The sequence below is a fragment of the Streptomyces sp. NRRL F-525 genome, assembly GCF_000716605.1.
GTDB lineage: Bacteria > Actinomycetota > Actinomycetes > Streptomycetales > Streptomycetaceae > Streptomyces.
Map to the genome: position 1 here is coordinate 241,974 of NZ_JNXE01000001.1, position 13,237 is coordinate 255,210.

The following is a 13,237-nucleotide window of genomic DNA, read 5'->3' on the forward strand; positions in this document are numbered from 1 at the left end:
GTGACTCCTCCCCCGAAGGGGCTTCTCAATCGACTGTCGAGACGGCCTCATGACGGACAAGCCCTGCCCGGTGCCCCAAGGCACGGGCGCGAGCGTAGCAGTCAACAAGTCTTCCCCCGGACGAAGTTCGGGATTCCCGCGCAGGAGTAGCAATGGCTGAAGTTCTCGTCTACGTCGACCACGTGGACGGCGCCGTCCGCAAGCCCACCCTGGAGCTGCTGACCCTGGCCCGCCGTATCGGCGAGCCCGTCGCGGTCGCCCTCGGCGCCGGTGCGGAGAACACCGCCGCCGCGCTCGCCGAGCACGGCGCGGTGAAGGTGCTCACGCACGACGCCGCCGAGTACGCCGACTACCTCGTCGTACCGAAGGTGGACGCCCTCCAGGCCGCCTACGACGCCGTCTCCCCGGCCGCCGTCCTGGTGCCGTCCTCCGCCGAGGGCAAGGAGATCGCCGCCCGTCTGGCCGTGCGCATCGGCTCCGGCATCATCACCGACGCCACCGACCTGGAGGCCGGTGACGAGGGCCCGGTCGCGACGCAGTCGGTCTTCGCCGCGTCCTTCACCACCAAGACCCGTGTCTCCAAGGGCACCCCGGTCATCACCGTGAAGCCGAACTCGGCCGCCGTGGAGGCCGCCCCGGCCGCCGGCACCGTCGAGGCCCTCGCCGTCACCTTCTCGGACAAGGCCACCGGCACCAAGGTCACCGCGCGCACCCCGCGCGAGTCGACCGGCCGCCCGGAGCTGACCGAGGCCGCGATCGTCGTCTCCGGCGGCCGCGGTGTGAACGGCGCGGACAACTTCGCGATCATCGAGGCCCTTGCCGACTCCCTCGGCGCGGCCGTCGGCGCCTCCCGCGCCGCTGTCGACGCCGGCTGGTACCCGCACACCAACCAGGTCGGCCAGACCGGCAAGAGCGTCTCCCCGCAGCTCTACATCGCCAACGGCATCTCCGGCGCGATCCAGCACCGCGCGGGCATGCAGACCTCGAAGACGATCGTCGCCGTCAACAAGGACGCCGAGGCCCCGATCTTCGACCTCGTCGACTACGGCGTGGTCGGCGACCTCTTCGACGTCGTCCCGCAGCTCACCGAAGAGGTCAACTCCCGCAAGGGCTGATGTCTTTGAGGTTGTACGAGGCTCCCGTGACCCCTGTGGTCGCGGGAGCCTTCGTTCATCCCAGGGTGATCGTGGACTGCACGGGCAGATGGTCGCTCGGGAACTGGCTGTTCTCGGAGAAGGTGTTGAGTGCCGTCCGGCGCACCTTGACTCCCGGGGAGACCAGGATCCAGTCGATGCGGGGACCCTCCGGCACGAGCGCGCGGTAGCCGTGGAAGCTGCCGTAGAGCTGCCCGCGCGCGGCCGCCGCGTCCCAGGTGTCCCTGAGACCCGGGCCCGCGTCCAGCATCGTGGAGTAGACCGAGGTGGTGTACGCGGCGGTGTTGAAGTCTCCGGTCACCACGAGCGGCAGGGAGCTGTCCAGGCGGGCGAGGCGTTCGGCGATGAGCGTGGCGGCACGCTCGCGTGCGTACTGACTCGCGTTGTCCAGGTGGGTGTTGAGGACGTAGAACTCCCGCCCGTCGTCCCCGAGATCGCGGAAGCGGATCCAGGTGGCGATGCGTGGGTGGGCGCCGCCCCAGGTGTTCGACCCGATCACGGCGGGCGTGTCGGAGAGCCAGAACTGGTCGTACTCCACGGGGGCGAGGCGGCGGGTGTCGTAGAAGATCGCCGTCTCCTCGTCGAAGCTGCCGCCCTTGCGGCCGCCGCCGATCCAGTCGTGGTGAGGGAGGTCCTGTTTGATGTCCTGGAGCTGCGCGTAGAGGCCCTCCTGGGTGCCGATGATGTCGGGGGCCGCGCGGAGCAGCAGGTCGCGCATCACCGGGCGGCGGACCTTCCAGCTGTTGGGTTCGGTGGTGTCGGCGTAGCGCAGGTTGAATGTCATGACGTCCAGCAGGCGGGTCTCCTTCCGGACGGAGGCGGAGCGTGCGGTTCCGATGAGCGGCAGGGCGATGGCGGCCGCCACCAGCGCGCTCAGACCGGCGCGACGGGTGACCGTCCTGGCAGTCGACATGTGCGTTCCCTCCCCTTGGGAGTCAGGATGAAGGGGCGGGGCGCTGGACGGAAGAGGGCCTGGGGACGGCAGTGAACTCAACGGGTTCACGGCGTGGACAGGGTGTTGACCGGCGGGAAGCTCCATGGATAACTTCGCTCTACGGATTGTTGATTCCGTAGAGCGGAAAACTGGAGGGTGTGGGAATGGGCCAGGAGCACGAGCAGGTGGCGACGAGCCTCGCGGGCGCGGTCAGCGAGGAGATCAGCGCCTCCCTGGCACCGGTCGACGCCGAACTGGAGCGCCGCTACCCCGGCGACCCCGGCACCCGCCAGCCCGTCCACACGGTCTACGTCCCCGGTGACGTGTTCGCCGCCGACACCATCCGCACCTGGGGCGACCGGGCGCTGGCCGCCCTCGACGAACACGCCCCCGACGCGGCCTCCTTCGCCGCCGTCCTCGGCCTCTCCGACGAGCTCGCGGAGCCCGTCCACGCGCGAGTGCGGGCCAAGTTGGAGCGCGAGCCCATCGAGGACCTGCGCGTCGACTTCGAGGACGGCTACGGCCCCCGCTCCGACGCCGAGGAGGACGCGGCCGCCGCCCGCGCGGCCCGCCTGATCGCCGAGGCGTACGAACAGGGCACGGCGGCCCCGTACATGGGCATCCGTATGAAGTGCATGGAAGCGCCGGTACGCGACCGGGGCATCCGCACCCTCGACATCTTCCTCACCGGACTCATGGAGGCCGGCGGGTTGCCGGACGGCCTGGTCCTGACGCTCCCCAAGGTCACGTACGCCGAGCAGGTCACCGCGATGGTGCGCCTCCTGGAGGCCTTCGAGAAGGCACGCGGGCTGGAGCCGGGCCGGATCGGCTTCGAGATCCAGATCGAGACCAGCCAGTCCATCCTCGCCACCGACGGCACCGCCACCGTCGCCCGCATGATCCAGGCCGCCGAGGGCCGCGCCACCGGCCTGCACTACGGCACCTTCGACTACAGCGCCTGCCTCGGCGTCTCCGCCGCCTACCAGGCCAGCGACCACCCCGCCGCCGACCACGCCAAGGCGATCATGCAGGTCGCCGCGGCGGGGACGGGCGTACGCGTCTCGGACGGCTCGACGAACGTGCTGCCGGTCGGCCCGACGGCGAAGGTCCACGACGCCTGGCGCCTTCACTACGGTCTCACCCGCCGGGCCCTGTCCCGCGCGTACTACCAGGGCTGGGACATGCACCCCGGCCACATCCCCACCCGCTACGCGGCCGTCTTCGCCTTCTACCGCGAGGGCTTCGAACAGGCCGCCGCGCGGCTCACCCGCTACGCCAACCACGCCGGCGGCGACGTCATGGACGAGCCCGCCACCGCCAAGGCCCTCAGCGGGTATCTGCTGCGCGGTCTGGACTGCGGCGCGCTCGACATCGCCGAGGTGGCCAGGGCGACCGGGCTGACCCGGATGGACCTGGAGGGCTTCGCGTCGCCGCGCCGGGGTGACCTCACGGCGTCCGCCAAGTAGCGGACCTGTCACAGGTGTTGGCGCCGCCTTCTGTTGTCACTGCCGCCCCGTAGGCTGTACGGCGTTCATGGATGTGCCACAGGGACGGAGCGGCGGTGCCTTCGGGGGAGAGTGGACGCGTGGACGGGGCCGACCGGTTGCTGGCCGGGCGCTATCGCGTCGTGGCCCGGCTCGGGCGCGGCGGCATGGGGGTGGTCTGGCGTGCCGTGGACGAGGTCCTGGGCCGTGAGGTCGCCGTCAAGGAACTGCGCACCTTCACCGATGCCCACGGACCCGAACTGGCCGACCTGCGCCTGCGGATGCAGCGCGAGGCGCGGGCGGCGGCGCGGGTTCGCCACCCCGGTGTGGTCGCCGTGCACGACATCACCGAGGTCGACGGACGCCCGTTGATCGTCATGGAGCTGATCGACGGCCCCTCCCTGGACGACGTGCTGAGCGAGCGCGGTCCGATCGACCCGCGCGAGGCGGCCGGGATCGGCGCGAAGGTGATGGAGGCGCTGGCCGCGGCACACTCCGTGGGCGTCCTGCACCGCGATGTGAAGCCCGGGAACATCCTGCTGGACCGCTCGGGCCGGGTCGTCCTCACGGACTTCGGCATCGCGACGATGGACGACCCGGGCGACGGCTCCGCCACGCATCTCACCCGGAGCGGCGAACTCATCGGCTCCCTGGACTACTTGGCCCCCGAGCGGGCGCAGGGTGAGGATCCGGGACCGGCGTCGGACGTCTGGGCCTTGGGCGCGACCTTGTACGCGGCGGTCGAGGGCACGTCGCCGTTCCGGCGCACGTCCACGTACTCCACCCTCACGGCGATCGTCTCCGAGCCCCTGCCGGAACCCCGGCGGGCGGGGCGACTTGGGCCCGTTCTGCGCCAACTGATGGAGAAGCGGGCGGAGTTGCGGCCCGGGGCGGATGTGGCGCGTGGGTTGCTGGAGGAGGTTGCGGGGGCGCCGGGGGTGGATTTGCCTACGGCCGTGTTGCGGGGGACCGGGGGCGGGGTTCCTGCGGTGCCGCCGGGGAGTGCGGGGACGGGAGCGGGGGTTCCGGAACCGAAGGGGTCAATGGGGGCGCGGGCGGCTGGAGTTGGGGTTTCGGGGGCGGGCCTGGGTGGTGCGGACCTCGGTGCCGGGGCTGAGGTCCGGGGAGCGGATGCCGCTGAGCCGACGGAGAGCGGGCAGGGCATCGGGGCAGCGCAGCCTGCGGCTCCGGCCGGGCCGGGGTTCGGCGTCGACGAGCCGGGCGGAGGCAGTGGGATGGGGGCGGGGGCCGGTGGCTCACCTGAGGAAGCGGGGCCGGAGACTGCCGGGGTCGATGCCTCGGGGTGGTCCGGATCGGGCGGGGTGACGCCGGGGTCGGCAGGGCGACTTGGGGCGTCCGCGAACGGGGCGGGTGCGGCGGGCTTGCCCGGACTGGGAGGGTCAACATCGGGGTCAGCAGGGCGTCTTGGAGCGTCCGCGAACGGCGCGGGTGCGGCGGGCTTGCCTGGATCGGGCGGGTCAACATCGGGATCGGCAGGGCGTCTTGGAGCGTCCGCGAACGGCGCGGGTGCGGCGGGCTTGCCGGGATCGGGAGGGGCAACATCGGGATCGGCAGGGCGGCTTGGAGCGTCTGCGAACGGCGCGGGTGCGGCGGGTCTGCCTGGACCTGGCGGAGTGACTTCGGGGTCGGCGGGGTGGCTTGAGGCATCCGGGTACGAGGCGGGTGCGGCGGGCCTGACCGGATCGGATGGGGCGGCGTCGGGGTCGGCAGAGCGACCTGGAGCATCTGCGAACGGCGCGGGTGCGGCAGGCTTGCCCGGACCGGGCGGCGCAACACCCGGCTCCTCGCGACCACTTGAGGCATCGCCGTACAAATCTGCCGCGGCGGGACCCTACGGATCGGGGGACCAGGGCCCAGATCACGGTTCCCCGGAGCGGCCCTCGTCGGACACCCTCCCGCCCACTTCTACGGTCCCTCCCGCATCCGTACCCCAAGGCTTCGGCCCGCCCCCTGCCTTCGGAGCCTCCGTACCTCAACCGTCACCGTCCACCGGGCCGATGGCCAGTCCAACCACGCCCGGCCGCAGGCGCACGGCCCGCATCCTGATAGCCGCCGCTGTCGTAGCCGCCGTCCTCGCCGGTGCCGGAGTGGTCGTCGCCCGCATGGCCAACTCCGTTGACACCACGGTCACATCGCAGTCCAGCGACTCACCTCCGGCCGGTGCTGGTGGCGGCGCCGGCCCCGCCTCGCCCGGCGGTCGCAAGGACACCCACCCCTCGGCCGACGCCAAGCCCACCGGGCAGGGCGACGACGGGACGCAGGCGCCGACGCAGCCGCACACCGGCAAGGGGAAGGACACGGCGGCGGGCCAGGCTCCCAGCGCCGCCCCGAGCAGGTCCACGTCCTCCGGCGGCGGAGGCACCGGCGGTAGCGTCCCCACGACGGGCGGAGCCAGCCCCAGCTCCAGCCCCGCCTCCGCCTGCCAGTCCATCGGCGGCGGCAAGTACAACTGCCAGGTGTGGCGCAGCGCCAAGTCCTACACCGCTTCCGGCACCGAAGTCGGCGTCCTCGGCGCGGGCACCAACTATTTCTTCTGCCAGGAGAACCTGGGCCGCCGCGAGACATACGGTCAGTGGACCAACACCTGGTGGGCGAAGACGGACGACGACAGCGGCAACACCAACGTCTATGTCAGCGACGTCTACCTCAAGGGCGGGGACAACGACGAGCCGGTACCGGGCCTTCCGGTCTGCTGAATCGATCACATGAGGTGACGGTGGTGGACAACGTCCAATCCGCAGAGGCGGATCGGCAGGAGCAAGGCACCCTCGTGGTGTCCAGGGCACCGGACGGTGGACGTGATCGGTTCCGGCGCTACAAGGTGTTCGTCGACGACACCCAGGTCGGCCTGATCGGCCGCGGGCAGACCGTGCGCTTCGACCTGCCGGCCGGCCCTCATCGGCTGCAACTGAGGATCGCCTGGTGCTCCAGCCCGACCCTGACGGCCATGGTGGAACCGGGGGAGGCGACTTCCTTCCGCTGCGCTCCCGGTGGTGATCCGTCCGAGGCGCTCGATGCCGTGACCGTGGGCGCGGCCGACTACATCGCGCTCCAACAGACGGACGAGCCGATAGAGGCGGCCGAGACTCCCCGGAACGGAAGAACCCGTTTCCGAATCGTCGCCCTCCGGATCGGCAGGCGTAAGAAGACCGGTTGACGGACTCCGCCCCCGGACACCCCGCAACGCCCACAACCCGCACGAGGCACCCCCTCGCTCACCGTTCCAGGCCCGACGCCGTCACCAACCCCTCCTCCCGGAACAGCCTCGTACCCCGCTCGCACAACTCCCGGTCCCCGCGCGCCCGTTCACAGAACTCCTCCGGGGTCCGCCCGAACAGCGCCCTCAACTCCGCCGAACCAGCCAGCAGTTCCGTGAGCAGCGCCCGCTCGCCCGGATGCCGACGCGGCACGCCCGTGCCGTCGTGCAGGACGCCATTGCGGTTGACGTAGACGTACGCGTCTCGCGGCAACACCCCGGACTCCGGCTCCAGACGGAACTCGGGCCCGGCCAGCCGCGTCCGGTCGAACGCCCGCTCACTCGCGTCCACCACAGCGAGCTGCCGCGCGTCGAACCACGTCACGAACAACTCCCGTACGACACCCGGTGCCTTGACCGGCGACGCCGACACATACCCCACGCGGCTCACATGCGCGGAGACGCCGACGTCGATACCGGTGACCCGTACCTTCACCATCGGGACGGGAGAGGTGATCCCGAACTCCGCCATCTTGTGCCGCAGTTGACCGGGAGAGGCGTTGGAGCCGATGGCCAGGACCGGCGTGCGGTCCTCGTACGTCACATGGTCGTCAAGGGGCAACAGCCGGTCCCCGACCAGGAGTCCGGACTCGGCGGGCCACTCACCCGGGTAGCAGAGCGGATCCTCCCGCGGCGCCCGGGCCAGCCCCAGCGCCTCCAACGTACGGTCCACACGCTCACCCACACGGTCGTTCACCCGCGCCTCAGTCCGACGGCGGCAGCTCGCCCGAGCCCCGGGTGATCAACCGGGTCGGCAGCTCGATGCGTTCCGGGGCGATCAGCGTGCCGTCCAGCTGGCGGAAGAGCCGGTCGGCGGCCGTGCGGCCGAGGGTCGCCGCGTCCTGGGCGACGACGGTCACGCCCGGCTGGAGCAGGTCGGCGAGCTCGAAGTCGTCGAAGCCCACCAGGGCGATCCGGCGGGACTGTTCGGCGAGGACGCGGACGACGGTGACCGTCACACGGTTGTTGCCGGCGAAGATCGCGGTGACGGGGGAGGAGCCCCTCAGCATCTCCTCGGCGGCCCGGCGCACCCGGACCGGGTCGGTCACGCCGAGGGACATCCAGGCGTCCTCGACCGGTATCCCCGCGTCCTCCATGGCGGCCCGGTACCCGCGCAGACGCTCGGCGGCCGTGTGGATGCGGGGCATGTCGCCGATGAAGCCGATGCGCCGGTGGCCGTGGGAGATGAGATGGGTGACGCCGTCGCGCGCGCCGCCGTAGCTGTCCGAGAGGACGACATCCGCGTCGATCTGCCCGGCCGGACGGTCCACGAACACCGTCGCGACGCCCGCCTTGATCTCCGGTTCCAGATAGCGGTGGTCGTCCCCGGCCGGGATCACCACCAGGCCGTCCACGCGGCGGGCGCACAGCGCGAGCACCAACTCCTGCTCGCGGTCCGGGTCTTCGGCGCTGGAGCCGTTGATGAGCAGGGCACCGTGGGCGCGGGCGACCTCTTCGACGGCGCGGCTGAGCGGGCCGTAGAACGGGTCGGCGAGGTCCTCCAGGACGAGGCCGATGCTGGCCGTGCGGCCCTTGCGCAGGACGCGGGCGCTGTCGTTGCGACGGAACCCGAGCGCGTCGATGGCCTCCTGGACCCGGCGCTCGGTGTCGGGGGTGACGCCCGGTTCGCCGTTGACCACACGTGACACCGTTTTCAGGCCCACACCGGCGCGTGCGGCCACGTCCTTCATCGTCGGACGGTTGCCGTAGCGGTTCTCGGGGCGGCGGGCGGTCTCTGGCACGATGCGCTGTCCTGTCCTGTCGTCCACGGGGGATGCATAGGTCCATGGGTTTGTATGAGGATGTGGCGTCGAGCATAGAGCCTGGACAACGTTGTCATATGCGAGAGAGACTGTCCACCGATATCAACGGCCTGCGCCCCCACCGCGAGACCGGCCCAACTCACCTTCTGGTGGTTCTCATGTTTGACGGGGAGATCTGACACTGATGCACACCGACCTCGTGGCCGCGCTCGACATCGGCGGCACCAAGATCGCCGGGGCGCTGGTGGACGGCCACGGCAAGATCCTGGTGCGAGCACAGCGCCCGACGCCCTCGCAGGACGACGGCGACACCGTGATGCGAGCCGTGGAGGAGGTGCTCGCCGAACTCACCGCATCACCTTCGTGGTCGCGCGCGAGCGCCCTCGGCATCGGCAGCGCGGGTCCCGTGGACGCCTCCGCCGGCACCGTGAGCCCGGTCAACGTGCCCGGCTGGCGCGACTATCCGCTCGTCGAGCGGGTGCGTGCGGCGACCGGTGACCTGCCCGTCGCGCTGATCGGCGACGGCGTGGCGATCACGGCGGCCGAGCACTGGCAGGGTGCCGCGCGCGGACACGCCAACGCGCTGTGCATGGTCGTCTCCACGGGAGTCGGCGGCGGCCTCGTCCTCAACGGGCAGCTGCATCCCGGACCGACCGGCAACGCGGGCCACATCGGCCACATCAGCGTGGACCTGGACGGCGACGCCTGCCCGTGCGGTTCGCGCGGCTGCGTCGAGCGGATCGCCAGCGGTCCCAACATCGCCCGGCGGGCGGTCGAGGGCGGCTGGCGGCCGGGTCCCGACGGCGACGCCTCGGCCGCGGCAGTGGCCGCCGCCGCGCGTGCCGGTGACCCGATCGCCGTGGCCTCCTTCGAGCGGGCCGCGCAGGCCCTCGCCGCCGGTATCGCGGCCACCGCCACCCTCGTCGAGATCGACATCGCCGTGATCGGCGGGGGAGTCGGCAAGGCGGGCGACGTACTCTTCACGCCGCTGCGCAAGGCGCTGAGCGACTACGCGACGCTGTCCTTCGTGCAGCGCCTGACGGTGACACCGGCCCAAATGGGCACGGACGCCGGGCTGGTGGGAGCGGCCGCGGCCGCGCTCGCCGGGCAGGCGAGCACGACCGCGGCCGGGGTGTGAGGAACAGACCGGCCGAAACGTTCGTTCAGCGGCCTTCGCCCCTCGATGCGCGATGTGCCGTGTTCAGCACGTGAGTTGAGCGCCCGCCCAGTCCGCGTGGTCCGAGTCGATCCCGTCGCCGCCGTCGGTGACGACGAGTCGGACCACCTGGGCGCCGGTCACGTCCGCCGTGACCGGCTGGGCGGGCATCGCGTTGGTGAGGACGCCGGTCGAGGCGACCTTCGTACCGTCCGCCCAGATCTCGAAGGCGACGGTCCCGTTGGCCCCCTTCTCGTCGTCCACACCGACGTCCGCGGTGACCTTCTCGCACGCCTTCCCGGTGTAGTACTCGACGTCGCTCTCGGCGTGCACACCAAGTCCCTTGGCGTACACCACCCCGCCCAGGGTGATCGGATGACCGTCCCCCGCCGCGGCCTCGCCGTTGCTGGTGTTGCGCTCAACGGGCCCGTATCCATTGGCCGTTGACATCCACGGAAGGTCGCCGAGGTACGACGTCCCCGAGGGCGGCGCCACCACCACGGACGCGGTGAACGGCAGCGTGCCGGTGACCCGCGCACCGCTCGGCGAGCGGTAACTCGCCCTGAGCGTCAGGTCGTACGACCCCGTCGGCGTCCCGGCTGGGGCGGTGACCGTCCACTTCGTGCGCAGCGCCTTGCCGGTCCGTACGGCCTTCGCGGTCGTCGACGACTTGGCCCGCACCTTCCAGCCCGCGGGCCCGGTCAGGCTTACCGAGACGTGTTCGGCGGTCGTACGGCCGAGGTCGGTCACCGTCGTCGTGAGCGGCGTCGGAGTGGCCGCCTGGACCAACGGGGCGCTGTCCAGGCCGAGTTCGACGGCGGGCGGGTTCTTGAGCGCATTCCGGTCGGCGGAGACCCGGACGAGGACCGTGCCATGGGCCGGGACGGTCGCGGAGATCGCGCCCGCGGTGTTGTAGCTCTTGTGCTGCCACAGGTCGCGCAGGGTGTACGCGTGGGCGTTCGGGAGGCCTACGGCCGCGGCGGTCGTGGCGATGCGCTGGGCGCTGCCCGTCTCGTTGAAGAGCGCGACGCTGCGGCTGCCGTCCTTCATCTCCTTGGCGACGACCCAGCGTCCGCCCTCGGACGTGACAACGTTGCCCTGCTTGCCCAGCGGGTCCTGGTCGACCGCGATGACCTCCTTGTTGTCGAGGATGTCGAAGGTCGCGGGGGTCGCCGTACGCAGGTCCGAGCCGATGAGGAGGGGCGCGGCCATGATCGACCACATGGAGAAGTGCGAGCGGTACTCGGTGTCCGTCATGCCGCCGTTGCCGACCTCCAGCATGTCGGGGTCGTTCCAGTGCCCGGGACCGGCGTACGGGGCAAGGGGCAGGTTCTGCTTGAGGATCGAGAGCATCGAGCCCCAGTTGTCGCTGATGTCACCGGTCGTGCGCCACAGATGTCCGACGTCCGCGGCCCACTCCCAGGGCTTGTTCTGGCCCCACTCGCAGATGCTGAAGACGATCGGGCGGCCGGTCGCCTTCAGTGCGTCGCGCATCGTGGTGTAGCGCAACTTGGCGTCCACGCCTTGGTTGTTGCAGTTGTCGTACTTGAGGTAGTCCACGCCCCAGTCGGCGAACTGCCGCGCGTCGCTGTACTCGTGGCCCAGGCCGCCCGGGAACCCGGCGTCATTGCACGTCTTCGTGCCGGCGCTGGTGTAGATGCCGAGCTTGAGCCCCTTGGAGTGCACATAGTCCGCGACGGCCTTGATGCCGTGCGGGAAGCGGACCGGGTCGGGGACGAGCTTGCCGTCGGCGTCGCGGTTCGGCAGGGCCCAGCAGTCGTCGAGGTTGACGTACTGGTAACCGGCGGCTTTGAGGCCCTTGTTGACGAAGATGTCCGCGATGCCCTCGACCATCGACTCGTTGAACTCGGCCCGGCAGTTGGTGGAGTTCCAGTTGTTGAAACCCATGGGCGGGGTGAGCGCCTGGCCGTCGGCCAGGGCGGGGGAGGCGGGGTCCTGCGCGGGGGCGGCGACGGCGGGCGCGGCGAGGCCCGCCGTGCACAACAGCCCTGCGGCGAGCGCTCCGACCACTCTTCGGCGGGTCGTGCGGGTGTGAGGGTGACGCATCGTTACGTTCCTCCGGACTCGCGAAAGATGGGATGACTTCCTGTGCATGTCATGTGCGCGATTACGGTAGGACGTGTCGAACTCTGTTGGAAGAGTTGCGTATTTATTGTTCGACTTTCCATCGCGCGAGTTTTGAACACGTTCAACTTTCTGCGCTAGGCTCGCTCCCGAGCAGTCCGATCGGAAGGGGGAGCCCGGTGAAGATCGTCATTCCCGGTGGCACGGGACAGGTGGGCGCGATCCTCGATCGCGCCCTGACCGAGGCGGGCAACGAGGTCGTCGTCCTGACCCGGCGGCCGTCGCGCGACCGCGAGGTGTGGTGGGACGGGGAGAACCCGGGCACCTGGGCCCGGGAGATCGACGGCAGCGACATCGTGATCAACCTGGCGGGCCGCAGCGTCAGTTGCCGCTACACCCCCGCCAACCTCAAGGCCATGATGGACTCACGCGTGCGGTCCACCCGGGTCGTCGGCGAAGCCGTCGCGGCCGCCGTTCACCCGCCTCGCGTCTGGCTGCAGATGAGCACCGCCACCGTCTACGCCCACCGCCACGACGCCCCGAACGACGAGGCCACCGGCGTGATCGGCGGCGCCGAACCCGACGTACCCGACTACTGGTCGTACAGCGTGGAGATCGCCCAAAACTGGGAACGCGAGCAGGAGCGCGCCGACACCCCGCACACCCGCAAGGTCGCCCTGCGCGCCGCCATGGTGATGAGCCCCGACCGGGGCGGTGTCTTCGACGTCCTGTCGGGGCTGGTCCGGCTCGGGCTCGGCGGCCCGGTCGCGGGCGGCGCCCAGTACGTCTCCTGGATCCACGACCAGGACTTCGTCCGCGCGGTCGAGTTCCTGATCGACCGGGAGGACATCGCCGGGCCGGTGAACCTCGCCGCCCCCGGGCCGCTCCCGCAGCGCGCCTTCATGCGTGTGCTGCGCGCCGCCCGGGGCGTCCCTGTCGGACTGCCCGCCACGAAGTGGATGGCGGAACTGGGCGCCTTCGCGCTGCGCTCGGACACCGAACTCCTGCTGAAGAGCCGCCGGGTCGTGCCGGGACGGCTGCTGGAGGAGGGGTTCGCCTTTGACCATCCGCAGTGGCCCGAGGCGGCCGTGGACCTGGTGCGGCGGGCGCGGGACGGCGCGGGTTCCATCCGGCGGCCGGTCCGGGCGTGACCCCGGCGCGCTTCGTCAGTTGAACGGGGCATGAAGAAGCGCAGCATGCTGGCCATCGCCTCCCTCGCCACCGGGTTCGTCGTCGCCGCGATCTCCCCGTCGCACTCCCACGACCACGACGTACTCGGCGATCTGAACGTCAAGGACACCGTGGGTTCCGTGGATCACCTCGTCAGTGACGGCAGCTTCGCCACCGACGAGGGCGCCCTGGGAGAGAACACCTGATACCGGTC

The 13,237-nt window shown here is 71.0% G+C and carries 10 protein-coding genes and 1 pseudogene; 7 read left to right on the plus strand and 4 right to left on the minus strand.

The window, feature by feature from the left end; genetic code table 11:
• Positions 1 to 152 precede the first annotated feature (152 nt).
• Positions 153 to 1,115, plus strand: coding sequence for an electron transfer flavoprotein subunit alpha/FixB family protein (locus OO69_RS01070; protein WP_033278395.1), 963 nt, complete (start codon positions 153 to 155; stop codon positions 1,113 to 1,115).
• A gap of 55 nt (positions 1,116 to 1,170) precedes the next feature.
• Here OO69_RS01070 and OO69_RS01075 read toward each other — a convergent pair whose 3' ends face one another.
• Positions 1,171 to 2,067, minus strand: coding sequence for an endonuclease/exonuclease/phosphatase family protein (locus tag OO69_RS01075; protein ID WP_033278396.1), 897 nt, complete (start codon positions 2,065 to 2,067; stop codon positions 1,171 to 1,173).
• Between the two features lie 179 nt (positions 2,068 to 2,246).
• Between OO69_RS01075 and OO69_RS01080 the strand changes: the two genes are divergently transcribed.
• The 3 genes and pseudogenes from OO69_RS01080 to OO69_RS49320 all read left to right on the plus strand — a co-directional run bounded on the left by OO69_RS01080 (position 2,247) and on the right by OO69_RS49320 (position 6,750).
• Entirely contained in the window at positions 2,247 to 3,554 is a 1,308-nt protein-coding gene (locus OO69_RS01080) for a DUF6986 family protein (protein ID WP_033278397.1), read from the plus strand.
• 71 nt (positions 3,555 to 3,625) lie between these two features.
• Positions 3,626 to 4,534: pseudogene (locus OO69_RS51165) on the plus strand (serine/threonine-protein kinase); the annotation flags it as partial.
• 1,778 nt (positions 4,535 to 6,312) lie between these two features.
• Positions 6,313 to 6,750: a hypothetical protein gene (locus OO69_RS49320; protein ID WP_158713343.1), complete on the plus strand. Its 438-nt coding sequence runs from the start codon at positions 6,313 to 6,315 to the stop codon at positions 6,748 to 6,750.
• 58 nt (positions 6,751 to 6,808) lie between these two features.
• Here OO69_RS49320 and OO69_RS01100 read toward each other — a convergent pair whose 3' ends face one another.
• Positions 6,809 to 7,522, minus strand: a complete 714-nt coding sequence (locus OO69_RS01100; RefSeq protein WP_420707842.1) for a hypothetical protein — start codon at positions 7,520 to 7,522, stop codon at positions 6,809 to 6,811.
• Between the two features lie 31 nt (positions 7,523 to 7,553).
• Positions 7,554 to 8,591 carry a LacI family DNA-binding transcriptional regulator gene (locus OO69_RS01105; protein WP_033278399.1) on the minus strand — a complete coding sequence of 346 codons (1,038 nt, stop codon included), beginning with the start codon at positions 8,589 to 8,591 and terminating at the stop codon, positions 7,554 to 7,556.
• Between the two features lie 205 nt (positions 8,592 to 8,796).
• On the opposite strand from OO69_RS01105, the gene OO69_RS01110 reads away from it, so the two are divergent.
• Entirely contained in the window at positions 8,797 to 9,750 is a 954-nt protein-coding gene (locus OO69_RS01110; RefSeq protein ID WP_033278400.1) for an ROK family protein, read from the plus strand.
• A 63-nt stretch (positions 9,751 to 9,813) separates the two neighbouring features.
• On the opposite strand, the gene OO69_RS01115 is transcribed toward OO69_RS01110, so the two are convergent.
• Positions 9,814 to 11,835 (minus strand): NPCBM/NEW2 domain-containing protein, encoded by a 2,022-nt coding sequence (locus OO69_RS01115; RefSeq protein ID WP_199810852.1) that lies wholly within the window; start codon positions 11,833 to 11,835, stop codon positions 9,814 to 9,816.
• 197 nt (positions 11,836 to 12,032) lie between these two features.
• Between OO69_RS01115 and OO69_RS01120 the strand changes: the two genes are divergently transcribed.
• Both OO69_RS01120 and OO69_RS01125 read left to right on the plus strand, forming a co-directional pair.
• Positions 12,033 to 13,004 (plus strand): TIGR01777 family oxidoreductase, encoded by a 972-nt coding sequence (locus OO69_RS01120; protein WP_033278402.1) that lies wholly within the window; start codon positions 12,033 to 12,035, stop codon positions 13,002 to 13,004.
• Between the two features lie 30 nt (positions 13,005 to 13,034).
• Positions 13,035 to 13,229: a hypothetical protein gene (locus OO69_RS01125; RefSeq protein ID WP_078652246.1), complete on the plus strand. Its 195-nt coding sequence runs from the start codon at positions 13,035 to 13,037 to the stop codon at positions 13,227 to 13,229.
• Positions 13,230 to 13,237: the final 8 nt, after the last annotated feature.